Source organism: Paenarthrobacter sp. 10N417 (assembly GCF_056394745.1).
In genome coordinates this window covers 187336-212661 of record NZ_JBFTIL010000006.1, presented here as the reverse complement: position 1 = coordinate 212661, position 25326 = coordinate 187336, and the positions used below count along the sequence as shown (strand labels likewise).

At 61.6% G+C, this 25326-nt stretch carries 20 protein-coding genes and 1 pseudogene; 12 read left to right on the top strand and 9 right to left on the bottom strand.

Annotation, left to right across the window (positions count from 1 at the left end; translation table 11 throughout):
• Positions 1-5: 5 nt before the first annotated feature.
• Both AC1DCM_RS09850 and AC1DCM_RS09845 read right to left on the bottom strand, forming a co-directional pair.
• Positions 6-1535: a sugar ABC transporter ATP-binding protein gene (locus AC1DCM_RS09850; RefSeq protein WP_442005880.1), complete on the bottom strand. Its 1530-nt coding sequence runs from the start codon at positions 1533-1535 to the stop codon at positions 6-8.
• 62 nt (positions 1536-1597) lie between these two features.
• Complete coding sequence (locus AC1DCM_RS09845) at positions 1598-2659, bottom strand: sugar ABC transporter substrate-binding protein (RefSeq protein WP_442005879.1); 1062 nt, start codon at positions 2657-2659, stop codon at positions 1598-1600.
• A gap of 407 nt (positions 2660-3066) precedes the next feature.
• Between AC1DCM_RS09845 and AC1DCM_RS09840 the strand changes: the two genes are divergently transcribed.
• Positions 3067-3819 (top strand): helix-turn-helix domain-containing protein, encoded by a 753-nt coding sequence (locus tag AC1DCM_RS09840; RefSeq protein WP_442005878.1) that lies wholly within the window; start codon positions 3067-3069, stop codon positions 3817-3819.
• Between the two features lie 64 nt (positions 3820-3883).
• Here the strand turns inward: AC1DCM_RS09840 and AC1DCM_RS09835 are convergent, their stop codons facing one another.
• Entirely contained in the window at positions 3884-4684 is an 801-nt protein-coding gene (locus AC1DCM_RS09835; RefSeq protein ID WP_442005877.1) for an SDR family NAD(P)-dependent oxidoreductase, read from the bottom strand.
• A gap of 328 nt (positions 4685-5012) precedes the next feature.
• On the opposite strand from AC1DCM_RS09835, the gene AC1DCM_RS09830 reads away from it, so the two are divergent.
• The 3 genes from AC1DCM_RS09830 to AC1DCM_RS09820 all read left to right on the top strand — a co-directional run bounded on the left by AC1DCM_RS09830 (position 5013) and on the right by AC1DCM_RS09820 (position 6424).
• Positions 5013-5408 (top strand): nuclear transport factor 2 family protein, encoded by a 396-nt coding sequence (locus AC1DCM_RS09830; RefSeq protein WP_442005876.1) that lies wholly within the window; start codon positions 5013-5015, stop codon positions 5406-5408.
• Between the two features lie 81 nt (positions 5409-5489).
• The gene (locus AC1DCM_RS09825; RefSeq protein WP_442005875.1) at positions 5490-6119 is read left to right on the top strand and encodes a hypothetical protein; all 630 of its coding nucleotides are present in this window, start codon (positions 5490-5492) and stop codon (positions 6117-6119) included.
• Positions 6116-6424 (top strand): RES family NAD+ phosphorylase, encoded by a 309-nt coding sequence (locus tag AC1DCM_RS09820; RefSeq protein WP_442005874.1) that lies wholly within the window; start codon positions 6116-6118, stop codon positions 6422-6424. The genes AC1DCM_RS09825 and AC1DCM_RS09820 overlap by 4 nt, the downstream gene beginning before the upstream one ends.
• Before the next feature lie 336 nt (positions 6425-6760).
• Here the strand turns inward: AC1DCM_RS09820 and AC1DCM_RS09815 are convergent.
• Positions 6761-7042: pseudogene (locus AC1DCM_RS09815) on the bottom strand (PDDEXK nuclease domain-containing protein); the annotation flags it as partial.
• A gap of 149 nt (positions 7043-7191) precedes the next feature.
• Between AC1DCM_RS09815 and AC1DCM_RS09810 the strand changes: the two are divergent.
• From AC1DCM_RS09810 to AC1DCM_RS09785, 6 genes are all read left to right on the top strand, one after another.
• A complete protein-coding gene (locus AC1DCM_RS09810; RefSeq protein ID WP_442005873.1) occupies positions 7192-8628 on the top strand; it encodes a glycoside hydrolase family protein in 1437 nt (478 codons plus the stop codon).
• A 39-nt stretch (positions 8629-8667) separates the two neighbouring features.
• Positions 8668-10002, top strand: a complete 1335-nt coding sequence (locus AC1DCM_RS09805) for an ABC transporter substrate-binding protein (protein WP_442005872.1) — start codon at positions 8668-8670, stop codon at positions 10000-10002.
• 46 nt (positions 10003-10048) lie between these two features.
• Positions 10049-10930, top strand: a complete 882-nt coding sequence (locus AC1DCM_RS09800) for a carbohydrate ABC transporter permease (RefSeq protein WP_442018276.1) — start codon at positions 10049-10051, stop codon at positions 10928-10930.
• Complete coding sequence (locus AC1DCM_RS09795; protein ID WP_442018277.1) at positions 10927-11838, top strand: carbohydrate ABC transporter permease; 912 nt, start codon at positions 10927-10929, stop codon at positions 11836-11838. Before AC1DCM_RS09800 ends, AC1DCM_RS09795 begins: the two co-directional genes overlap by 4 nt.
• Before the next feature lie 38 nt (positions 11839-11876).
• Positions 11877-12956, top strand: a complete 1080-nt coding sequence (locus AC1DCM_RS09790; protein ID WP_477516014.1) for a LacI family DNA-binding transcriptional regulator — start codon at positions 11877-11879, stop codon at positions 12954-12956.
• Between the two features lie 391 nt (positions 12957-13347).
• Positions 13348-13650 (top strand): DUF4193 domain-containing protein, encoded by a 303-nt coding sequence (locus AC1DCM_RS09785; RefSeq protein ID WP_442005868.1) that lies wholly within the window; start codon positions 13348-13350, stop codon positions 13648-13650.
• A gap of 90 nt (positions 13651-13740) precedes the next feature.
• Here AC1DCM_RS09785 and AC1DCM_RS09780 read toward each other — a convergent pair whose 3' ends face one another.
• Positions 13741-14484, bottom strand: a complete 744-nt coding sequence (locus AC1DCM_RS09780) for a response regulator transcription factor (RefSeq protein WP_442005867.1) — start codon at positions 14482-14484, stop codon at positions 13741-13743.
• 100 nt (positions 14485-14584) lie between these two features.
• Here AC1DCM_RS09780 and AC1DCM_RS09775 point away from each other — a divergent pair, with 100 nt between their 5' ends.
• Positions 14585-16255, top strand: coding sequence for a sensor histidine kinase (locus AC1DCM_RS09775; protein WP_477516013.1), 1671 nt, complete (start codon positions 14585-14587; stop codon positions 16253-16255).
• Between the two features lie 3 nt (positions 16256-16258).
• Here AC1DCM_RS09775 and AC1DCM_RS09770 read toward each other — a convergent pair whose 3' ends face one another.
• The 3 genes from AC1DCM_RS09770 to AC1DCM_RS09760 form a co-directional block, all read right to left on the bottom strand.
• Entirely contained in the window at positions 16259-16513 is a 255-nt protein-coding gene (locus AC1DCM_RS09770) for a PLDc N-terminal domain-containing protein (RefSeq protein ID WP_477516012.1), read from the bottom strand.
• A gap of 33 nt (positions 16514-16546) precedes the next feature.
• Positions 16547-17755, bottom strand: a complete 1209-nt coding sequence (locus AC1DCM_RS09765) for a 5-methylcytosine restriction system specificity protein McrC (protein ID WP_477518146.1) — start codon at positions 17753-17755, stop codon at positions 16547-16549.
• A gap of 79 nt (positions 17756-17834) precedes the next feature.
• On the bottom strand, positions 17835-20069 hold the full coding sequence (locus AC1DCM_RS09760) for an McrB family protein (RefSeq protein WP_477518135.1): 2235 nt from the start codon (positions 20067-20069) through the stop codon (positions 17835-17837).
• A 485-nt stretch (positions 20070-20554) separates the two neighbouring features.
• Here AC1DCM_RS09760 and AC1DCM_RS09755 point away from each other — a divergent pair, with 485 nt between their 5' ends.
• On the top strand, positions 20555-22024 hold the full coding sequence (locus AC1DCM_RS09755; protein WP_477518134.1) for a M23 family metallopeptidase: 1470 nt from the start codon (positions 20555-20557) through the stop codon (positions 22022-22024).
• Between the two features lie 112 nt (positions 22025-22136).
• Here the strand turns inward: AC1DCM_RS09755 and AC1DCM_RS09750 are convergent, their stop codons facing one another.
• Positions 22137-25289, bottom strand: coding sequence for a glycoside hydrolase family 2 TIM barrel-domain containing protein (locus AC1DCM_RS09750; protein WP_477518133.1), 3153 nt, complete (start codon positions 25287-25289; stop codon positions 22137-22139).
• Positions 25290-25326: the final 37 nt, after the last annotated feature.

Here is a 25326-nt window from a genome sequence, read left to right as displayed (position 1 = left end):
CATTTTCATGCCGCTGCCTCCGCCCCCTGGATGGCGCCTACGAGTTCCCACTCTTCGTAGCCGGCGTCGAGTTCGGCGTGAATTTCGCCCCTGTACATGACGATGACCCTGTCGCAGATTTCCAGGTCCGTGTCGTCCGTGGAGACGATCAGCAGGGACCTTCCGCTTTCGCGCAGCGCCCGGAGTGATTCGTAGATGGACTCCTTGGCCGTTACGTCCACACCGGCAGTGGGATGGACGAGAACCAGCGTGTCCGGGTCGGACGCCAGAGCCCGTGCGAGCACGACCTTCTGCTGATTGCCTCCGGAGAGCTCTTCGACGGCCTGCGTGGGTCCGTCACATTTGATGGCCCAGGCTCCGGACAGTGCTGTGAAGCGCTCGCGGCGTCGGCCTGAATTGATAAGGCCGCCGCGGCCGCGAAGCCGGTCCACGATGGTCAGGGTGGCGTTCTCCTCTACCGACATCTCCGGGACGTAGCCGTTGACGTGGCGGTCTTCTGGGACGAAACCCACGCCAGCGTTGATGGTCTTGATGACGTTGCCTTGACCAAGGGTGTGGCCGTTGTGCTCCACCGTGCCCTTATCCAGCGCGAGCTGACCGGCGATGGCCTGCGCGAGCTGGACGTGGCCTGCCCCATCGAGGCCTGTCAGCCCGACGCATTCCCCAACGCGGATTGTCAGGCTCGCTCCCAGGACACGGGAGCCGACGGCGGCGCCGGTAACAGTCAGGCGCGTGTCGCCCAATTGGTCCTGGCGGCGATGTGCGCCAACGGTACCTTTCTTTGCGGCCGCAGCTTCTTCCTCACTCACCCCTGCCATAACATTGACGATTCGACTAACGGTAAGGTCCGACGTCTGGGCAGTCAGGACGTCCCGTCCATCGCGCAGGATCGTGACAGAGTCGCAGACCTTGAAGATTTCCTCAAGGTGGTGGGACACATAAATGACCGTGACTCCGCGCTGGCGAAGGCTGTTGATCTGGGCGAAGAGTTCGTGGGATGCCCCTTCATCGAGTCCGGCAGTGGGTTCATCCAGAAGAAGGATCCGTGGTCCCCGGGACAGCGCCCGGCAGACTTCGACGATCTTCTTTTCCAGCGGTTCAAGGTCAGCAACCACCTTGTCGGCAATGCGCTCGTAGCCCCAATCTTTGAGCTGGTCAGTGGCCGTCCTGCGGATCGCGGACCAGTCCACGCTCCCCCAGCGCTTTCGCGGGTAGGCACCAAGGCTGATGTTTTCCGCCACCGTCAGTTCCGGCACCAGGGTGCTTTTCTGATAGACGCAGGCGATGGAATCAGACCCGGGGCCTTCGGTGACTTCACCGTTGGCGCCCTGGATGTGAATGGTGCCGGAGTCCGGCGTCACCAGGCCGGTGAGCATCGCTATCAAAGTGGACTTTCCTGCCCCGTTCCGACCGAGCATGGCCCGGGATTCGCCTGAACGGACGATCAGGTTGGCATCTGTCAACGCCTGAGTGGAACCGAAGGACTTCTGGAGCCCACGAATCTCGATGGCATTTTGCGTGTTAACTGTGACCACGATGTCACCCTTTCTCAAATTCAGTCTTCACCCAGGTCCGGCCTGAGGGAAGGAGGGGGCAGCTACTTCTTGTTGCCCCAGAGGTTTTGGTCATCAACGTTGGCTTTGGTGATAACCGGGGAAGGAAGCATGTCAGCCAGGTTTCCCTTGTAGTCGACGATCTCGCTGCCATGTTCGGACGGGCCGACTTTGTATTCCTTGCCGGCGATAGCGTCCTTAAGGTACTGGACTCCGTACTTGCCGTAGAGGTCCACGGGCTGGGAAACGACGGCATCAACGTGGCCGGAACGAATGGCTTCCAAGGATCCCTTGGATCCGTCAATCGTCACCAGAGGAACGTGGCCAGGCTGTCCGGCGGGAGCCCACTTGCCCTGGCCTTCCATTACGGTCTGTACGCCGGAGAGCATCACTGAGTCACTGGCTAGGAAGACCGCGTCGATCTTGGACGTGCTCAGAACCGTTTGAGCATTCTCTACAGCCTTCGCGGATTCCCAGTTGGTGTCTTTCTTGATGATCTGCATGCCGGGGAACTGGGCCGACATGCAGTCGCTGAATCCCTTGTCGCGGTCGAATCCCGACGTCGTTGACAGCGCGCCGTGCAGCTCCAGCACCGTGCCCTTGCCACCGGTGAGCTTGCCGATCTGTTCACAGACACTGGTGCCCATGGCAACATTGTCAGCCCTGATGTTCATGTAGATCTTGCCGCCGTTGGCTGCGGTGTCCACTGTCACCACCGGGATGTTGGCGGCATTCGCGGCCTGGATAGCCGGAACGACGGCATCACTGTCCCGGGGGATGGTCACAAGGCCTTTGACGTTCTGGGAAATCAGTGTGTTGATATCGGTCACCTGCTTGGCGGGGTCGCCTTCAGCGTTGGATGCCGGGAGCATGTTCAGGCCGTTTGAGTTGGCCTCGGTGACGACCGAGTCAACCAGACCCGCAGTGAAGGGGTTGTCGAGGACACCTGCTGAGAAACCAACGGTGGGCTTCTCATCAGCACCTCCAGGTGCTGCACCCCCGCCACAGGCGGAAAGCGCGACAGTGGCGCTGGCGAGCACGGCGACACCGATGTGGCGACGGCTCAGTTTGAATGCGGAGGCGCCTTTGCGATCCTGCACCATCATTTGCTCCTAATTAGAAGGTAGATATACACGGTGGAACTCTTCTTGTTCCGGGGCGGTCCGTCCTCGGCTTCGAGTACCGGGCGCTTGTCGAAAACTTTGGCCGGCGGTGGCGACTGGGAAATCCTCCATTAATGGCCAGCGTCGGCTTCATCACTCCTCAAATGTAAAGTGACACACCCCACACTGTCAAGTAATACAGCACATTGAACTTTACAGCTGGAGGTCCAAACTCGCAGTCGTGCTGGCTGAAGTCTAAATAAACAGCCAAATATCGCCAGAGCGGGCAAGAGAAGGGTAAACTGGCGTGAGCGCAGACTTTACATTGTGGCCAGCTAAGTGGTCGCTTGGTGGACAGACATATCAACGACTGGCTCGCATGCCGGGTTGGATCGCCGGAAAGGCCCACGATGAGTATTCAAGAGACAATACCGGCTACAGAAGAGGGTCGCGCCCAACTGGGCGGTCAGCTCCGGGCCGCACGGACCAAGGCGAAAATCTCCCTCCGGGAGCTCGCCCGCCGGGTCGGCATCTCCGCAAGTTTTATGTCGCAGGTCGAACTGGGCCGTGCCGTCCCTTCCATCGGAACCCTGTACACCATCGTGTCCGAACTGGGACTGTCGCTGGACTCGCTGATGAGCGGTGAGCACTCGGGGCCAGCCCAGCAGGCCAATGACGCCAGCGCCAAAGCGTCAGCGAACAAACTGAACGGTGTTTCCGCGTTCGTCCCTCCGGCAGGTTCCCTGCCAGGAATCCAAAGGGCCAGCGACCGTCCGGAGATCAACATGGGAGGCGTCCGCTGGGAGCGGCTTACGGAACGGGCGGATCCGTTGGTCGAGTTTTTGCGGGTGACGTACGCACCCGGGAGCGAGTCCTGTGCCGCGGACGCCTTGATGCGCCACCCTGGATGGGAGTACATCCACATACTTTCTGGCCACCTGAACGTTCAGGTCTCCTTTGACGGCGATGTTCTCGGGCCGGGAGACAGCATGAACTTCGACTCGAACGTGCCGCACCGTCTCAGTAACACCTCCGGTGAAGACTGCATCGCCATCTGGGCAGTAGTCGGCCGTCAGGGTTTCGCCCATCCTCTGGACCTCGCCAGGGCGAGGCACGGATCCGACGACGGCGATTCCGCGGCGATTGGCCACTCACACTCCTGATTTCTACCCCTTCGTGCCGTCCATCCGTTGCCCTGCCGACGGGCGTCAAGGACGGACTGAGAACCTAGATAAGTCCGCGGATACTGCCGCCGTCCACGCCCCAGACGGATCCGGTGACGAAACTGGTAATCGGGCTGCAGAGCAGGGCGATGATGCGTGCCACTTCCTCCGGAGTGCCCAGCCGTTCCAGTGGCAGCTGACGCAGCTTCATTTCGTGCTCGACCGCCGCCTGGCGTTCCATCCCGTGAAGGGTGGCAAAGGTGTCCGCGAAACCGCCCGGTTTGGTCCAGAACGGTGTCCAGATTGGCCCAGGAGCGACCGCATTGACGCGGATCTTCGGACCCTCTGCGCGGGCAATAGACTTCGTCAGCGCCAGCACTGCCGCCTTGCTTGCCGAGTAGTCAACAGGCTGGGCTTCAGGCTGGCGGGCCAGATCGGAGGCATTGTTGACGATGCATGGCGCCGTTGATTGACGAAGCGTAGGCAGGGCGGCCCGGATGGTGCGTACGTAGCTCATGAAGTTCAACTCCATCGTCCGCTGCCAGTCTTCGTCTGAGATCTGCTCGAAAGTCCGGACCGCCCCGGAGCCGACGTTGTTGACCAACAGGTCAAGGCCGCCGAGCTGGCTAATGGCCTCAATGACCGCGTTGGTGGTGGCTTCGCCGTTGGTGAAGTCCACGACGGCGGGGACAATCCGGCCCGGATTGTCCGCCGCCAGTTCTTCAAGCTCGGTCAGAGCCGATTTGTCGATGTCCAGCGCTGCCACCGTTGCCCCCTCTGCGGTCAACAAAAGTGCGGTCGCACGCCCGATGCCCTGGGCGGCACCTGTCACGATGGCCTTCTTGCCGGTCAGTTCCAATTCCATGAGATCTACCTTTCGGTCCGCACTACGGCAGCGCTGGTTGTGGTGGCGAAGGATTCGAGGACGACGTTAAGTGATTCAACACACAGCTGTCAAGTAAAAGGTTACATAGTTGTTCGAAGCGAACCCAAGCTTGAACGCTCAGAAACTACGAAAAGTGCCTAATTACTGCGCACTACCCGGCGTCTAACGGCGCCCGAGCGATAAGACGTGGCAGGGGCCTGGCTGCTTGGAGCGAGAGATTCGTCAACTATTAGTTGACACTCTTCTTGTCGTCAATTACCTTGGAAGCAGACTGGGGTCAAACACTTCAAGCAAGGAGAGCGCTTTCGTGGATAACGCCACCGCAGCCGAGAAAAACCAGATCGAAACGTTGGAGGCGAAACGCTACCAAGCCGTAGTCGATGGTGACTACGCTGCCTTTGAAGACCTCTGCCACAAGCAGCTGGTGTACACCCATTCACTCGGCGACAGGGACACGTTGGGCAGCTACCTGGAAAAGCTTCGCAAAGGGTTCTACAAGTACCACCGAATCGACCACCCCATTGAAGACATCCTCCTTATCGGGGACACGGCACTGGTGTTCGGCGAGATGAACGCAGATCTCACTGTCAACGGAACCCATAAAACCCTTGCCAACAGTGCCCTGTCTGTATGGGTCAAGGAGGATGAAACCTGGAAGTTTCTGGCCTACCAGCCGACGCCCCGGAAGCCTGCCGCCGCGTAGATCGAGGGGCAAACGAACGAACGCGATGTCTTTCACAGATGACAAAGTCATCTGTATCAACCGTCATTGTCAGGAGGAGAAATGGTGACCTCACGGCGGGACGTGATCCTGAAAAAGAAGGCGATAGCCGCTCGTCGGCGTGCTGCAGGCGGCTCTTTCGCCACCAAATCCTCCCCCTCCACCGTGAAGGAATTCTCCGAGGTTGTCGGCGTCGATGCATGGATCCTAAAAAGGGCTCTCAGTGAAGCGAACAGCATCTCCGCCTTGGGAGCCGCGATTGCGTCCAATCCGGATACGCCCTCTCCTGAACTTGTCCGCAGCCTGCAGGCGGAGGAGAACTGGTGGCGGCGGATCGAGAACGAGTTGCCGTCGATGAGCAGCACTGAGACGGCAGCTTTCCTTGGCGCCAAGGCCACCAACCGGAACTTCGCGTCGTCGCAGCGGTCCGCCGGGAGGCTGCTCGGGTATGCCCGCCGCCAGGCCATCCGCTACCCGAAGTTCCAATTCGATCTGCAGCGCGGTACCGTCCTTCCTGTCATTCCAGAGCTAGTGGCGCTCACCCGCGGTCTCGACGTCCCGGACGAAGACCTGGTCTTATGGATGGCAACCCCTTCATCGGCATTCGCTGATCAGCGCCGGCCAGTGGACCATCTCAACGACCGGGAACAACTGCTCGCCGCGGCTGAGGCCCACTTCGAGGCCATCTGGTGACGGTCGTCTGGCCCACGACCCCGGAGCCACCCGACCCCTTCGAGCCACGCATCGGAGTCTTGGCACTTGGGACCATCCTCCACCGTATTCACTCCAACCGGTTCCGGCCCAACCAGTTCAACCCCGGGCCCCAGGGCGCCGGCCGGTTCCACTTCTTCGGCGACCCCATGGTCCCGGCCCTGTACCTGTCCGAAACCCGGGAAGCTGCCTTGGCTGAGACCCTGCTGCACGATGTCCCTGTTGGCGCCCCGGCGACGCTTCCCGCAGCATTTACGCCAACAGTGTCTTGGCGGGGCTGGAGTTGAAGCGGCAGGTTCGGATCGCAGAATTTTTCGGACTGGGCCTTCGTGCGCCCGGAATCGAAGCCACCCAACTTACAGACACCCCGATGGATAACTACCCACAGACGCGCAAATGGGCACAGGCAGCCCACTCCGCAGGGTTTGACGGCTCGGTTGGATGTCTAGACGCGACAACAGTGCCAGAGCCAACGTGCTATTTGGTGACAGGTTTCAGGAAGACCACCTTGAAGTAGTCCCGGGAAGCGGACTTGCCTTCGCCGCGGCTGACGGCTTCAGCTGGCTCGTGAATACCTGTGCGCCCCTCAAAGTCGACGTTCTCGCGAGGTAGCAGGAGGCCCCGCCGACGAAGGAGAACCCCGGTCCGACTTCCCGGAGAGTTTCGGTGATCCGGCTGGTGGTCAGAGCATTTTCCAGATCACGTTGGACGACTTCCCCGGAGAGGCCGAGGAATTCGAAGTTGTAGGGGTCTTTGGCAACCTGTTGGGCCAGTTCGGATGATTGCGCAGCAAGTTGCCGCGCAAAGTTCGAAGTGGCATTGTCCGTGCGTTCCAGAGCTCTATTCATGATCTTGTTCAGCAGCACATTGCGTGACCACCCGTGCTGAACTGCCCCCATCGCGTAGGCGTTGGTGGAATCGGGGTCCCATGCCCGCCCCGAAACTAGACCATAGAAGGCGCCAAACAACTTTTGCTAAAACGCTTGACCACCCCCCACGATTAACGCTAACTTACTAGTGATCAAACGCTTTAGCAGAATGGACATCAGCGCAGATGAAACGCTCAGTCTTCTTCCAACCCGCCAACGGATGGGTTGGGGACCTCATCCCCTTCGAAAAGGACGGCGAGTTCTGGCTCTTCTACCTTCACGAAGACCGTACGGACCCGAAACCCGGCACTTCATGGAATCTGGTCACCACCAAGGACCTCACGGAGTTTGAGAACCACGGCGTATCCCTGCATCACGGCAGCGAAACCGACGTGGACTTCAACGCCTACACAGGCAGCATCGTCGTCGACGACACCGGCGTCCACCACCTCTTCTATACCGGCCACAACCCCCGGAACCTCGGCCCCGACGGCGCGCCCCTGCAGCTGGTTATGCACGCCACGAGCACGGATGACATGCGGAGCTGGGTAAAGCATCCGGAACTCACCTTCGGCGCCCCTGACGGCTACGAGTCCGGTGACTGGCGGGATCCCTTCGTGTTTCGCGATGAAAGCAAAGGCCAGTGGAGGATGCTGCTGGCGGCACGCCACTCCGCCGGACCGGAACGGCGCCGAGGCGTCATCGCACAGTGCGTGTCCACTGATCTCATGACGTGGCAGCACACCGAACCATTCTGGGACCCGCGCCGCTACATCACCCATGAGTGCCCCGACGTCTTCTCCTGGGGCGACTGGTGGTACATGGTGTACTCCGAGTTTTCCGAATCGTTCACAACCCGCTACCGAATGGCCAAGAGTCCCGACGGCCCGTGGACCGTACCCAATCTTGACAGCGTCGACGGCCGCGCCTTCTACGCATCCAAGTCCGCAGAGCGCGATGGTCGCCGCTTCTTCTTTGGATGGATCGCAAGCAAGGAAGGCAACACCGACGACGGTCCCTGGCAGTGGGCCGGCACAATGTCCGTCCTGGAAGCACGCCAGAACCCCGACGGAACACTGGGATTCTCCTTCGCCGACGAACTCGTAGACAGCTTCTGGGAAGACGTCCCGGTAACCCTGCCAGCCGAACTGCCCACACGACTGGACGTACCGGACGGGTACACCGCCATCGTGTCCGAAGAAGAACTGCCCAGCCAGTTTTACGCCAAGGCAGTACTGGACATTGACCCCAACACCACCGAATGCGGGCTGTTGCTCCGGTCAAGCCAGGACGGGGATCAGTCCTACGTCCTGCGCTTGGAACCGAAGCGCGGGCGCATGGTTTTCGACCGGTGGCCAAGGAAGATCACCGGCGACGCGCAGTGGCATGTCTCCGGGGACATCCCGTTCGACATCGAATTGGAACGCCCCTGCCACCTGCCTCCCGGCGAACACACGCTGGAAGTCATCGTCGACGGGGACCTGTGCGTTGCCGTTGTTGATCGGCAGGTCGCCCTCAGCACCCGGATCTACGACTTGCCCGCGGGGCGGATAGGCATCTTCACCGGGGAGGGCTCCGCTGCTCTTACCGAACTTCAGATACGTAAACGCACAGACAACTAAACACCACCACTTTCGGCTCAAATCAAAGGAGATTGTTCCATGAAGAAACTGATTCGCACGGCTGCGGTCGCGGCCATAGCTGCGCTGTCCCTGGCCGCCTGCGCCGGCGGAGGGGCCGGCGGCCCTGCCAATGTGAGGCCCACCGGCGAGATCAAACCGAGGGAAATCTCATGGCTGCTCTCTCGCCCAGCGGACGGGGCAGTAATCAACATCATGAAGAAGGTCGCGGACGACTATGCCAAGGACCACCCGGGCTTCTCGCTGAACCTCATCACCACCCCCGACCGCCCCTCATATATCCAGAAACTCGAGACCCTCGCCGCCGCGAACAAGCTTCCCGAGCTTTTCGACACGGATGCCACACCCTTCGCCCAACAGCTCGCCAAGCAGGGCAAGATGGTGGACGCGGAAAAGCTGCTCAAAGACCTGGGCGTGTATGACAACTACCGACCCAACGCCCTGAACTACCAGCGATTCGATGACGGATCGCTGTACATGATCCCGTTCCAATTCGAACTGGAGTTCATTTGGTACAACAAGGCCTTGCTGCAGCAGGCTGGCGTCCCGGTACCGAAGTCGCTGGACGACATCCCCGCGATGTGCACCGCACTGCGCAACGCCGGAATCACCCCGATCGCCATCGACGGGCAGGACCAGTGGCCCCTGGAACGCTACATGGCCTACCAGCCGTTCAGGACAGCGGGTCCCGACTTCCTCCAGAAGCTGAAGAAGGGCAACGCGAAGTTCTCAGACGCTGCCGGGAAGAAGGCCGTTGACTGGCTGGCTGCCCTGGGCAAAAACAAGTGCTTCCAGGATGGCTTCTCCTCGCAGGGCTACTCCGACGCCCAGAACATTTTCACCTCCGGGAAGGCAGCGATGTACAACATCGGCACGTGGGAATTGCCAAGCCTGGCGACTGACAAGCTGAACCCGGCAGTTCGGGACAATATTGATTTCCTCACCCTCCCGACAACTGAAGGATCCGTCACCGCTGCCAACGAATACGTCTCGCCGTCCGGAATCGGCATGGCTGTCAATGCCAAGACCTACGACCCGCTCGTCAGTGACTTCCTCAAGTTTGCCCTGACGAAATACCCTTCCGAGTACGCGGCCACCGGCGCTCTTTCACCGACGACCAACGTGCAGACCGCCACCCCGGCCAATGCGACTCCCCTGTACAAGAAGGCCCTCGAGACAGCAAACGACCTGGGAGACCAGCAGGCCATGCCGTGGGATACGCAGCTGGACCCGACAACTGACTCACGGCTCAAGCAAGAACTCGTGCTCCTCGTCCAGGGCGACATCACGCCGGAACAGTTCACCAGCACGATGGACAGCACCATCGCGCAGAACGCACCGAAGTTCTTCAAATAACACATAACGGTGGGGGGCCTCGGCCCCCCACCCGAAAGGCCCCACCATGCTCCCCAACAGGTCCCGACTCTCAGTACTGGTTTTCCTGCTCCCACCCCTGCTGCTCTACGGCGCCGCCGTACTGTTCCCCATCCTCCAGTCCCTGTTCCTCAGCTTCTTCTCCTGGAACGGCATCAGCGACATGGAGTTCGTCGGCCTCGCCAACTACCTACGGATGTTCACCGGCGATGACGTCTTCTGGCGCTCCTTCTTCAATGCACTCGGCTACCTGTTTATCTGTCTGGTCCTGCAGCTCGGCGGTGCGCTGCTTGTCGCCACCCTACTCACCTCTCTGCGCCGCGGCCGCGAACTAATTAAGACTCTTTACCTGCTGCCGGCCGTGATCTCCACCGTGGCTATCGCATTCCTCTTCGTGCGGATCTACTCGATCGACCCGGTGGGTCTGCTCAACCAGGTGCTGCAGTGGATCGGCCTCGGCACCCTCGAACACGCATGGCTCTCAGACGTGAACACCGTCCTCACGGCAGTATCGGTACCGGAAGGCTGGCGCTTCACGGGGCTGTACATGCTCATCATTTACGCGGCCTTGCTATCCGTTCCGCAGGAACTTGAGGAAGCCGCCCGCCTCGACGGTGCATCACGGTGGCAACTGTTCACCAAGATCCGCTTCCCGCACATCCGGCCCGTCTGGATCACCACCACTATCATGGCGACCACTTACGGCCTGCGCGGATTCGACATCCCCTATCTGATGACCAACGGCGGCCCCGGACAGTCCTCGGAACTGCTGACCACCTACATGTACAAGACAGCTTTCACCAGCACCGACTTCGGCTACGCCAGCACCATCTCGGTATTTATCGTTGTCGAGTGCCTGGTCGCCGTCGGACTCATCCTTTTCATGCTCAAACGAAAGGCGGACGCATGACCGCGCAAGCAGCTCGGATCACAAGGCACAGCCCTGCAACATCAGAAAGCAGGCCACCATTGCCCACGCGGCGCAGGCGCAAACGAAGCCTGCACGGCACCCTATCAAAGGTCCTCATCGCGCTCATCGTCATCGTGCAGGTCTACCCGCTCGCATGGCTTTTCATCACCAGTCTGCGCACCGAAAATGACTTCGCGACGGGCGACCCGTTTGCTCTGCCCAAGGCGATCACATTCGATAACTACGCCCGCGCGTTTGAGACCGGCAATCTCGGGATGAACATCGTCAACAGTTTCATTGTCACGATGGGCGCCAACCTGCTGATCGTGCTTCTGGGCATGATGGCGGCCTATGCCCTGCAGGTCCTCGGCTTTCGGTTCAGCAAGTTCGTCCGCAGCTTGTTTATGATTGGCATCATCGTGCCCGTGCAGATCGCGCTGGTACCGCTTTTCATCGACTACTCGACCGTTAACCTACTCGACACCTACCCGTCGATGATCATTCCCCTGGCGGGATTCGCTCTTCCGATGTCGATCTACCTTTTCTCCTCCTTCTTTGAATACATCCCTCGCGAGACATACGAGGCCGCCTCGCTGGATGGCGCGGGCCCCTACCGGATCTTCGGGCTGATCACCCTCCCCCTCTCCGTGAATACTGTGGTCACAGTCGTTCTGGTCAACAGCATCTTCATCTGGAACGATTTCATCTTCGCCAACACGTTCGTGCTCTCTGAGGGCCTCAAGACGATCCCACTGGGCCTGCAAAACTACATCGGAGCCATGGGAAAAACCGACTGGACGGCCACCTTTGCCGCGGTCTGCGTCACGATCACGCCTCTGCTGCTGGTGTTCCTCGTGCTGAACAAGGCGATGATCCAAGGCCTCGAGAGCGGGGCGACGAAGGGGTGACGCCCATGCCAGCCGGATATACTCCCGATGGAGGGCAAATGATTTCGCAGAAGAAAAATTCGGGCAACGCGGCCACCCCCGACGTTCCTGTCAAAATAGGCCGCGCGCATCCGGTTACCCTCCGCGAAGTTGCTGAAGCGGCCGGCGTGTCCACTGCCACGGTCTCCCTGGTCATCAACCAGAAGAAGAATGCCCGCATTGCAGATAAGACGCGTCAACGCGTCCAGGACGCAATCCGGCAGCTTGGATACCGCCCCAATGCAATGGCCAAGACCCTGGTCAGCGGCACCTCACGGTTCATCGGGCTGGTCGCAGACGGCGTCGCTACCACCCCCTTCGCTGGACAGATCATCCACGGAGCCCAGGACGAAGCGTGGAAACACGGGTACGCCCTACTGATCGCCAACACCGAGGGCAACCGCGACCTGGAAAAGGACGCCATCGCCATGATGCTGGAATACAAGGTACGCGGCATCCTGTACTCGACGTGGTTCCACCGGCCCACCGACATCCCGGAAACCCTGCGTGAGGCGGACTTCGTCCTCGTCAACTGCTTCGCTACAGAGCCCGGGGCAGCCCGCGCTGTCGTCCCCGACGAAGCACAGGGCGGGCACTCCGCCACGGAGATACTGCTCAACGCCGGCCACCGACGCATCGCCTTCATCAATGCCACCATCCCCGCCCCGGCAAAAGACGGACGGCTCCAGGGCTACAAAGACGCGTTGGCTGCCGCGAGCATTGGGTTTGACCCTGACCTGGTCATGGAAGCCTACCCCGACCAGGAAGGCGGATACGGCGCCACCGAAGAGCTGCTCAAACGCAACGTCACCGCCGTGTACTGCTACAACGACCGCATGGCCATGGGACTCTACGACGGACTGCGGGAACACGGGCTGTCCATCCCTGACGACATTGCCGTGGTCGGTTTCGACAACCAGGAAGTCATCGCCGCCCACCTTCGGCCGCCGCTGTCCACAGTGTCGCTGCCGCACTACGAACTCGGGGCGGCAGGAGTACGCATGCTGCTGGGCTTGGACGAAGCACCCATCGACTCCGCAGTGAAGATTGCGTGCCCCACCATTGAACGCGCATCCGTGGCTGCGCACTCGCCCGTATAGGTTTCGAGCACCCGGCTGGACTCGGGGACCGCATCGTCGCACTGCGCTGCTGTCGCCGGCGCCCCCGCCAAGCTGCGCCTCCTTATGCCAGAATCCCGCGGCCAAAGGCCGAGGCTATACAAACGATGTTGCGGGAGGAGGTTCTTCCCTCCTCCCGCAAGGCTCAAATCAGGGCTCCGGCGCACATTCGTCATGTCGTCGAGTGTCTGTCTTGCCCAAAAGAACGACGACATGCCCCCACGGCAATTGTGCAACGGCTTGTTGCACAATCAGTGTCCGCGCGGGAGAATCCGGCCAAGACGCGGCGAATTTTTATCCCCGGGAACAATGACGCCGTGGTGCGCGTTGCAGTGTCGTCAGAATCGAACACCCAGAAAAGAGAATCACCTAAGTGGCAACTGACTACGACGAAGTCCGCTCCGACGTTAAGGAATCTCAGGACCGCTCGCTGGAGGCACTGAAATCTGCCAACGCGCCTGATGCCCGCAGCGTCGTCACTGAATTGGACGAGGCCGATGCGTTCGATGAAGGCTTGACTCCCGGCGGTGAAATTGTCTCCGAGGAACTCATCGTTCAGGTCATTCCCCAGGCCGAGGACGAATTCACCTGTTACTCCTGCTTCTTGGTCCGGCACCGGTCCCAATTGGCACGCGAAGCCAACGGCCACTCATACTGCATTGAGTGCGAAGGCTAAACCCCTTGCCGTAGGTACCACCACGAACCCAACGGCATCGCAGAATCGCGCCCAGGCGGCTGGCACCCCAGCCGTCCGCAGTGGCGCAGCTCAGTTGCCCTGAGCCAGCGGCGCCAGCCGGTACCCAACGCCGCGCACGGTCTCGAGCCAGCGCGGGTTCTGGATGCTGTCGCCAAGTTTCTTGCGCAGGTTGCCCATATGTACCTCAACGGCGCGTTCGTCGGCGTCGCTGACGTAACTGCCGACGTCGTAGGGTTCGTTGCGTAGCCGCCGCGCCAGATCTGCCTTGGTCCGCACGATCCTGCCGGTCTCAAGGAGGGCGAGCAGGAGGTCGAATTCGGTGCGTGTCAGCCTCAGTTCCTTGCCGTTCAGGACTGCCGTCCGGGAACCTGCCGAAACGGCAAGGCCGTTGTGGCTCATTTCCGGGTCAGTTTCTTCCACGGCTGCCTTGGACTCCGACGACGCGCGGGGCCTTCGCATCATGGCCTCGACGCGGGCGCGAAGTTCGCGCGGACGGAACGGCTTGGTCAGGTAATCATCACCGCCGGCCTCAAGGCCCATGAGGGTGTCCAGTTCCTCCGCCCGGGCGGTGAGCATGATGATGTAGGCGTCCGAGGATTTCCTGATCTGCCGTGCCACCTCGAAGCCATCGATGTCGGGAAGGCCCAGATCCAGCGTTATGACGTCAGGATTCAGTTCACGGGCTGACGTAACGCCCGCGGATCCAGTGGATGCAACATGGACGTCAAACCCCGCTTGCGAAAGGACCACACGCACCAATTCGCGAATATCCTGGTCATCTTCAATGACCAGCCCCACACGTACTTCACTCATCGCTGCCCCTCAGCCCCTTCGATAACCCTTCGAAGTATAACCATTATGGTTAGGCTGATCTCATGAACCGACTTTCTTCTGCATTCCCGGTGGTTGCGCCGTGACCCGCCCAACCACCTGGGATCTTGGGGAGAAGAAAAAACTCCTGGTTTTTCGGCGCTCTTTCCACGAACACACCCTGCGAATGAGGGTGGTTCTCAGCCAATTGCCGCTGTCTGTCTGTGTCTGCATTTCGGCGATTCTGGTGTGGCTCTTTTTCCCGGCCACCCTCGAGAATCCCCTGTTTCTCCTCTTCCTGCTGAGTCAGGCATTCCTGTTGGCGGTGTGCGTCATTGTGCCTTGGCACCGGCTCCCGTTCCCCAGCTTCCTGACGATACCGATCCTGGACATGGTCTCAATCTCCTTCGGCAGGGAAGGAGGACAGGAATCGCTCACGGGACTCAGCGTCCTGGTGGTCCTGCCCGTCATTTGGCTCTGTGCATCCGGCCTGTACCCAAGACTGGCCATTGCTTTGTCATTCTTGGGCCCGCTTTGCATCGTGTGGGCCCCCTTGTTCGTCAACGGATCACTAACCGAGCGGGACCTCACTAAACCCCTGCTCTTCCCCATCCTGATGCTTGGCATCGGCGTGTCCGTGAGCGTGCTGACGCTAAGCATGGTCCGCCAGCAGCGGGCCTTGGAGCAAAAGGACGAGGAGCTAAAGAAAGCCCTGGACATCAGAACCAAACAGGAACGGCTGCTCAACACCGTCATGGAAGCCCTGCCGCTGGGTGTGGTGGCCGTGGATGGCGACGGTCATGACATCCTCATGAACCGCCGCCAAAGACACACGCACTCCCTGGCAACTCCTGCAGGCAACGACGATCCGAACGAATCCCAGCTGCTCGTCTTCGACCAGGACAGGACCACGCCGTTGCCCGTCGACCGCCGTCCAGTCCGGCGAGCGGTTCTGGGGGAAAGGTTCACGGACCAACTCGTGTGGCTTGGCTCCGGAGCAGACCAACGTGCCTTCACCACGAGCGCCCGCCCCATGGTGGATGACGCCGGGAACTTCGCCGGCTCGGTCGTCGTCTTCAGCGACGTCACGGACCTGGTCAATGCCTTGGCAGCCAAGGACGACTTCGTGGCCAACGTCTCCCACGAATTCCGAACGCCGCTGACGTCCATCCTTGGTTACGTGGAGCTTTTGCTGGATGATCCCCGGTCCCTCGATCCCTCCTCGCGCAGGCAGCTGGATATCGTCCGGCGGAACGCCGAAAGGTTGCTTACCCTGGTGTCCGATTTGTTGGCAGTGCGGTCGGGCCACATGATCATTCAGCCGCACACGGTGGACGTGGCGGAGCTGGTGCGGGGAAGCGTGAGTTCTGCCGGTCCCCGCGCTGCCAAGGCGGGCATCCGGTTGTCCATGGATGTCCCTGACTCTTTGGAAGCCCATGTGGACTCCTCACGCATAGCCCAGGTCCTGGACAACCTGGTATCAAACGCCATCAAGTACTCCCCCCAGGGCGCAGACGTAGAAGTAGCCGCGTGGGAGGACCAGGAATTCGTGTTCTGCCGTGTGTCCGATACCGGCATGGGCATGACCCAAGAAGAGCAGTCCGAGGCGTTCACCAAGTTCTTTCGGGCCGGCGGCGTACGCAACAGCACCATTCCCGGCGTCGGGCTTGGACTGCCCATCAGCAAGGCAATCGTCGAAGCGCATGGCGGAACCATCACGCTGGAAAGCGAACCCGGCCGGGGCACGACCTTCCTCGTGAAGATGCCCGCCTGAGTCTTAGCGCCTGGTGCCGACTGTGCCCACTACTGCGGCATCACGACGGCGGCCGAAGAGGAAGTAGCTCACCGGTCCGAAGAAGTTGATGAACGAAACAGCGCGCCACACCGCCTTCTTCCCCCTGATCATGGAGTCGGGGGTCTTGCCGATACTGCGTTGCGCTGCACCCAGCAGGGCCATATTTATGGCTCCGCTGACGATGAGCATAATCCGCTGGCCCTTGCTCATATCGCGCCACGATTTCCTGCGAGCCATGATGCCTCCATCCGTGAAGATTTAGTTATCAGGCTAGTCCGACGCCGTTCGTCCCGCCACAGCCTGACGTACAACCTCGCCCCAGGATTGTTCCGCAAGGTCCGCCACGGCGGCCAGGATCTCCGACGGCGGCAGGGACAGGTCCAGCGGATACTCCACGATGTCGATGTCCGTGTTCAGGATCCTGCGCAGCTTCATCTCCCCAGGCCCGGCATAGACAAGCCACGCAGTCGGGACCCTTAGTGCGGTGCAGTACGCCAGCAATTGGTAATGGTCCGCGTTCAGAGAAGCGCCGGCGTCGCCTGCCGCTGTGTACTTGGAGTCGTAGACCACCACGGGCCTCCCACCGAGGAAGTGCACGGCGTCGGGGCGGACTGTCAGGCGATCAGAGTCCCGGACAGCCTCATTGAGCATCGCTCCATATTGGAGGCGCATCTCCCCTGGGTAGGCACTCATCGCGTGGCGCAAGGCCGTGCCCACGAACTCCTCGAAAACTTGTGCCATATCTACCACGAAGGACGCCGTCTGCTGCTTCCCTTCTCCGGCCTCGGCCGAGGCATTGCGCAGGATGACCTCCGAGAGCCGCAGAACGGCGTGGTACCTGAGGTTCATGCGGTTGGCCCGCCACGGCGGCAGTGGAGCTCCGGACTGAAGGCGGGTGACGGTGTCGAGCTTTCCCTTGAGCTGGCGCAAGCGGCTCAGGACGTCGGCCCGGACGCCTGGCACCTTCCCCATCCGTTCCAAAGCGGCGCGGAGGATGCGGTTTTCAGCGATGTCCTCAGTGAATTCGTCGTAGGACACTTCCAAGGGCACCATCATGCCGGGCCGGCGGGAGATTTGGTCCGAGATGCGGATGCGGCCTTTGACGGTCCGCAGCGATTCATCAATGGTGAGATAGCCCTGAAGGACGCCGCGGCTCAGCGCGCGGTCAGCCAGCTGGGCGAGTGATTCGGCCAGGGCGCTCCAGAGATCCGGGTGCTCAGTTGCTTCCACTGAGTGGTCGCGGAAGCCCTGATCCCCGGCGTAGCTGAGGAGGAAAAGCAAGCGACTCAGGCCAAGCCGGTCCTTGGGGCGGACCTCCAACTGGACGGTGGAAGTCCTTACCGATCCGACCTTGCCAACGGGTTCGATCCGGTAGAGGCCCATGCCAATCGGCGACGCTTTCGCCAGCCCACTTGCGTTGATGAACGCAGCGGTCGGGGGGTCAAGCTTGTCAACCACTCCGCGTGAGAGCTCGTCCATGACGATGTGCCGGGTCCCGGCAGCCGCCGACGTCTTGCCGGCGCTTGCGGGCGGGCGACGCGGGCGTGGCGGGACGTCCTTAGCGGGCAGCAAGTCGTCCCAGCAATTGGTCCAGGCCGAAGCGTTCCTCAAGCTGCGCGCGGTTCAGTTGCCCGTGATAGTGCTCCTCCAGCAACGGCATGAGCTCGTACTTCCAGATGCGGCGCAACCCTGTGGGGTTTTGGGCGGCATTCTTCATGAAGTAGGACGGCCCGATCATCAGGTCACGGTCCCAGTCATCGATGGCGTCGTTGAGGGCGTCCAGGAGATCGGCGTTGAGGGTGTCCAAACCACGGGCTCGGAGGAAGCGCCGCAGCGAGCCCCTGACCGGTTCCACCTTCGGATGGAGTTCGATGAAGGCGAAACGACGACGGATGGCGGCATCCATCATGGCGATGGAGCGGTCGGCGGTGTTCATGGTGCCGATGATGTACAGGTTGTCCGGCAGGCTGAAGGGCTCGTTGGGGCTGTACTGCAGGTAGATGCGGTCGTCACGGTACTCGAGCAGGAAGTACAGCTCGCCGAAGACCTTGGCCAGGTTGGCACGGTTCATCTCATCGATGATCAGGAAGTACGGCTTGTGCGCGTTCTCCGGCTTGGCAGCTTCCTCCGCGAGCCGACGCAACGGCCCGGCCACAAGCTTGAAGGAGACCTGTCCGTCGTCGGTCTTGTCCGGCCTGTAACCCTCAAAGAAATCCTCGTACGCGTACGACGGGTGGAACTGCACCAGCTTCACTCGTTCATCGGTGCTGTCGCCTGCGAGCTCCGCAGCGAGGTGCTTGGCCAGGTACGTTTTGCCGGTCCCTGGAGGACCATAAAGAACCAGTTGGCGGTTCTCTTCGAGCAGTTCGGCGATCTCCTTCAGGGGTTCGAGGTCCATGTGAAGGGACGCTGCGAACTCTTCCGTCAGCGGCCGGAAACCTTGCTGGACAACTTCGACGACGGCGGTGGGCGGCGCTTCGTCCTCGCCGTCGGTTTCGGCTTCTACCGGCAGGAGTTCCTGCAGCGCCTGAATAACCCGGGTGACATCCACGATGATGCCGGGCGTGGACAATTGCCGCTGTGCATGGCGCGGTAGTTCGGTGATGGCGTAACTGTCATCGAACCAGCGGACCTTGCGGCGGATGCGCCGGTTGTCCTCATGGTGTTCGGGCTCGCCAAGAACGACTCCCACCCGAACGCGCCCGGCGTTCTGGTAGAGCGTGAGGTCACCGGGCTTCATTACCGTGAGGAAGGCGAAGACCGCCGTTTTAGTGTCCTCGCGCTCTACGTAGCCCAGGTGTTTGTAGTCCTCGTCCACGGCATGCTGGACAACGCCCGCGGTGACTCCGGCAGTGAGCGAGCGAAGGTGCTCCACATCCAGTGTGGCTTTCTCTTCAGCAACCCAGGCGGCAAGCAGGTCGGCGTTGTCGTGATGGGTACGCAGCAACCAGGATCTGCGGCCGGGATCTCCCACCTTGCGCCATTGGCTGACCAGCTGGCGTGCGTACCAATCGATGCGCTGGCCGGCTTGTTCGTCCAGGTGCAGCCGGATCCGATGGATGTCCGCAGTCACGTCCTCTTCGGTATCGCCCCCGGCGCCACCAACGAGTGAGGCGAAGGCGTCACGAATCTCCCGACGCTCCACGTCGGCCACCACGGGCTCGAAGTAGCTGGGCCACACCAAATACTCAATACTGCGACGCAGGGCCGGCTGGTCCTCCGGTGTTCCGACCGCAAGCTCATGGAACTTCAAAGGATCGGCAAGGGCCTGGTTGATGGTTTCCGTGCTCTGGCTGTCCACGTGCGCAACAAAGCGGCAGAGCCATTTCAGGTGGTCCCAAATGGTCCAGTTGAACTCCGCGGTACGGTCGCGGATCACGCCGTGGTCCGTCATGCCCTCGTAGAGCTGTTCCGGTAACTCGATGGCCGGTTCCACCCAGGAGGCAGCCTCGGCCACCCGTGCGCGCTTCACCCTGAGGGACTTGACCTCATGGGCCAGCGGCAAGGATTGCAGGAACAGCAACTCCACTGCCAGCAGCTTGGCCTCGCGGGATGCGCCTTCGAGGTTTTGCCGGAGATTGGTCATCATGGGGGCTTTGGAATCTTCCACCCCGCGTTCAAGGCGTTCAAGCAGCTCCCCAGCGGCGTCTGCCGTCCACGTCAGCGTGCGTCCGTCCAGCGCTGACGGTCTTCCTTGGAGGGCCGGGCCCAGCACATACCAGGCCGCGTCCTCGATCTCCTTGGAGATTCCGGGGGCGCGGTCAATGGCAGGCTTCACGGAGGGGGTCACCATGCCAACTTACCTTGTTTGACTTAGCCAAGCATCTGGATTTGGAGCACTGCGAAGGCGCAAAGTCTTGACGTGCGCCTGTCATTCCCATAGACATGCAGTACCCGTAACATGCAGTGATCGGATCCAGACAATGGTGTGGACCTCCAACGCTTTTCGCCGGGCGGGGGCTCATGTCAGGAGCGGGATTTGTGAACAGCAAACCTCCTGACAAAGGCCCAACGCGGCTGCGTGTTCGCGCCCGGTTTCCGTTAGCGCTTATTGCGGCGGCGGTCCTGCTCGGCTGCTTCCAATCTGGAGCAGCCACCACGGCGCCCTCGGCCATCCAACAGATCCGGGCAAACTCATCGACGGACGCGCCTTCCGTAGCCAACCGGTCCACGAATGACACTCCGGTTCAGGCCACCAACACTTCGGGGACGTCTGAGCCTGCGCCTACAAACCCCTTGGCGTCGACGCTCTGCCAACAAACAGCCTCAGGATTTGGAGTGGCGTCCACAATCGGCGCTCCTTCGGACCTCCAACTCCGCAATGCTTCGGCCATCATGGTGGCGGCGGAAAAACTGGACCTTCCCTCCGATGCCCAAATCCTTGGGGTACAAGCCGCGCTTGGCGAATCTTCCCTGGAAAACAAGGACTTCGGCGATAGCGCCGGCCCCGACTCCCGTGGGCTGTTCCAGCAGCGCGCCAACGGGGCATGGGGCTCTTATGCCGATCGCATGGATCCATTCATCAGCGCAACCAGTTTCTTCCTAGCTCTGAAGGGCATCAAGGACTGGCAGCTTCTGCCTTCCACCCTGGCCATCCACCAGGTACAGCACAACCAGGATCCAGACCACTACACCAAGTACCGGGAGCTGGCCCAGAACATCGTGGGTTTCCTGAGCTCCCAAGGTCCGCTGACACTCCCTTGTTCCACCGGCAGCGGCTCGTGGCAAACGTCCGTTGGCAGCGCTGAGTCCCTTCACGCACGGCCAGGACCAGGCACTTTGATGTCCCCACTGGTGAATCTGCGCCCCAGCTCACCCTTCGGGCTGCGCACCAGTCCCATCACGGGTGCCCCTGGTGAATTTCATACGGGGCAGGACTTCGCGGCGCCCTGTGGAACCCCGGTTCATTCTGCCGACGACGGCTACGTGCGCGAGGTGGGCTGGCACGCCTGGGGCGGGGGCAACCGAATCGAGATCGATCACGGCAACGGGCTTATCACCACGTACAACCACCTGCAGGCGAGCGCCGTGCGCAAAGGGCAGGTAGTCGAAGCGGGGGACGTCATCGGGTTGGTCGGCTCAACTGGTTCGTCGACGGGATGCCACCTTCACTTTGAAACAATTGTGAATGGCGTGCTGGTGAACCCTTCATCGTGGAGTCTGACTCCGTTGGATAGGGAGTCGTCCGTGGATCTGCTCAGGTTCACGAGCTACTCACCAGCAACAGGAACGACGCCGGTTGGCGAGGTTCCGGTGTGGTCGCTCGGCGGCGCGCTTGGCGAGCAGGCGACGTCGGCCCCCACGCCGGCTGCACCGTCGACTCCCGAACCTGCAACGACCCCAACGGCTACGCCCACGCCTGCTGCAACGGCGGAGCCCACACCAACTGCGACTGCTACGCCGACGCCGACCCCAACGGCCAGCCCGACCCCAACCGCTACGGCCACACCGACTCCAACCGCTTCGCCCACGCCCACGGCGACGTCCACTGTGACGGCTACGCCGACCCCAACGACCGCGCCGACGGCAACTCCAACCAGTGAACCTACCGCGACGCCCACGGCAACCCCAACGCCCACATCCGACCCCACGCCGTCGCCCGCTCCAACAGCTACGGCCGTTCCCACCGCAACCATCACGGCGACCCCGACTACCGCGCCCACGCCGACTCCAACCATCACAGCAACGCCAACCACCGGGCCCACACCGACGGCAATCATCACGGCCACGCCCACTCCGACACCCTGAGCGTGTCCTCAAAGAAGTGTCCGGCCTTACGTCTACTCGCGTGCAAGCAGGCGGAAGGCCGGACTGAATTCCTGCTAGCCGCCAGCGTTCTTGCTAGCTGGCAGCGTTCTTACTAGCTGGCGGCCGCGATCCTGAACACCAAGGTGCGGGCTTCGGGTTTGAGGGCGAAATCCGGCCAAACGTCGGGTCCGCAGGCCCTTGAGCCCAGTCCGTGCTGTGCGGCGTCAAGGTAGAGGAAGCTGTTCCGGCTCTGCGGCAATTCGTGCGGATGGGCCGCGCCCGTGACCTGCTGCGCCGTGTGCCGGGACAAGGTGAAGCCAGGGAGTCGGCCCCTGGAATCGGGCAGTGCATGGAACGTCACCCAGGGATCAGTGCCGTTGTGCAGTTCCAAGGATCGGACAGCACTCCTGTGCCCTGTCTCCTGCGGCCGGGCGTAGTTCACGCTGAGCTCGTCGATTGCCGCCGAGTAGCGGCCCACCAAGGCAGCACGCATGCTGTCGGGATACGATTCCCGGGGTCCTGTCCCGAACCAGGAGGCTCCGTCCACTGATCCGGGCAGGTCAAACCGCACTCCCAGGCGAGGCCACACGATGTCCCAACCCGAGCTGGGTGCAATGTTCAAGCGGAGCCACAGCTCTCCCCCGGATACCTGCCACTGCTCGTCCACGGAAACAGAATGTGCGGTGTCCGCGGCGGCATAGCGGGTGGTGACGAACACGCCGTCGTCGGCCTGCACCACTTTCTCGACGCGGGCCGTCAACCTATCAAGACCCGCCTTGAGCCACACACTCTGGTTGGACGGAGCTGGAACCCCGTTCCCATTGTTGAGCCACGGGTCGCCGAGGTCGTAGCTGCCGAAATTCGAACCTCGATCATTGTCCGTTGGTGCTCGCCACAACTCCAGGCGCGGGCCGGATACCGGCAGTCCAGCCAGCGCAACGAGCCGCCCATCCTCGAACTGGGCAGGTCCGAGGGAGGCAGGTCCGAGGGATAAGCTGCCAGCTGTCCCGGTCTCCCCGCGCCGCCCAGCCGACGACAGTGGTCGCGGGGCCATAGTGGGACGCCTGGCAGCAGATGCAGTGAAATCCAACTGCACAGTGGAAATGACATGGCCGGCGGGAGCCCACGCTGTGTCCTTGAGCAGGGCAACCTCAACGGTGAGCCACTGTTCGCCGGCCTTCACCTTACTGAGTGCCCGCAGCGCCGACTCCGGCAGCTCCATAACTGTGGACTTACCGGCAGCGAGTTGACCGCCAGCGGAGGTCACGACGTCGAACGTTCCGGACGCGGTCGCCTCGCCGTCCGTTTCGGTGCGCCAGCGAAGGACGACGTCGGACGCGTCCGCCGAGTGCCGCAGGTTGGCGACTGTGAGCATGGGGCGGGTCACGCCGTCGGCGACGGCTGTTTCGAAGCCCAAGCGGACGGGCGCCACGATCTGTTTGAACTCGAACAGTCCCGGGCTGGGCGTCGAATCCGAAAGGACCATTCCGTCCATGACGAAATTGCCGTCGTGGACAACCTCACCGAAGTCGCCCCCGTAGGCGAAGAACGCTGTGCCATCAGCGGTGGTGGTGCGGATCCCGTGGTCCCGCCATTCCCACACGAACCCTCCATGCAGCCGCGGGTAGCGGTCCACCAGGTCCTCATATTGGTCAATCGCGCCGGGACCGTTGCCCATTGCGTGGACGTACTCGCACAGGATGAAGGGCTTGCTGCGTTGGCGCGCCGATTCCGCCGCGGAGCAGCCGAGCAGGAGCGAGCCGGAATCGTTGCGGCCGATGGCTTCGGTTTCCGGGATGGAGGAGTACATGCGCGAGTAGACGTCGGTGTACGCGCCGGTGTAGTCGCCCTCGTAGTGCACTGGACGGCTGGAATCTCGCGCGTGGGTCCAGGCGGACATTGCCGCTAGGTTGGCGCCGGTTCCTGCCTCGTTACCCAGGGACCACATGACGATGGAGGGGTGGTTCTTGTCGCGCTCAACGGTGCGCTCCATCCTGTCCACCAGCGCTTCACGCCAGGCCGGATCGTCACTGGGATTTCCGGCCCAGCGATGCCGCTCAAAGCCATGTGTTTCAAGATCGCATTCCAGGATTACCCAAAATCCCATTTCATCCGCGAGATCCAGCAGGCGCGGGTGCGGCGGGTAATGGCTGGTGCGGATGGCATTGACGTTGAACTGCTTCATCATGGCCAGATCGGCGCGGGCAAAATCTTCGTCAAAAACGCGGCCACGGTCCGGATGCGTCTCATGCCGGTTGACGCCGTGGAACACCACCCGCCGCCCGTTCACCAGGAATTGGTCTCCCCTGATCTCCACGGTACGGAAGCCAATCTTCAACGAGACCGTTTCGCCCTGGCTGGAGATCGTCGCCACATACAGCCGCGGGACTTCCGCGGACCAGGGTTCGACGGCGGCAATCGCTACCGGAGCGACGTCCGCCGGGGTTTCCCACACGACGTCAACATCGAGCTCGGGAACGCGCAGCCGCACAGGATAGGCAGCAGGAGCAGCGGCAATTTCGGCGTCGATGATGCCTGAACCGGAGTCGCTGGTGCCTTCAAATGGGGTCCGCAACCAGACGTCGTCGATACCTGCTTGAGGACGGGCCTGAAGCGTGACGTCGCGGAAGATGCCCGGCATCCACCACTGGTCCTGGTCCTCGACGTAGCTCGAAGCAGACCACTGATGGACGCGGACTGCCACGACGTTTTCTCCAGGACGGACTGCCTCGGTGACGTCGAATTCCTGGGCCAGCCGGCTTCCCGTGCCCACGCCGATCACTGTTCCGTTGACCCACACTTTGTAGCGGGACTCCACCCCGTCAAAGCGCAGGATGATCCTCTCCGCAGTGGCCCAGTTCGTAGGAATGGTGAAGGTCCTGCGGTAGTCGCCGGTTGGGTTCTCGTCCGGCACGTGGGGTGGCTCGGTGGGAAAAGGCAACTGGACGTTGGTGTAGATAGGGCGGCCATAGCTGCCCTCACCTTCCAGGACCCAGTGGGAAGGAACCGGGATTTCATCCCAACCGGAATCGTCCAGACCTTCATCAGCGACTCCTTCTACCTGCTCGCCGGCGGGCAGGACTCCCCTGCCGCCGGGCGTTCCGGGCGCACCGGGCAGCAACCGGAATCTCCACAAGCCGTTGAGTGGGATCGTGGGCGCGTCACTCCGTAGCCAGGAGCGGGCCGGCAGGCGATTGCCGGAGCCGGGGCCGGGATGGGTGATGTAGGAAGTGCCGGTAAACAAGGCCGAAGATGTCGATTCCACGTGGCTCCTTCAAGCGTCCACTGCAGGGTTGGGTGTG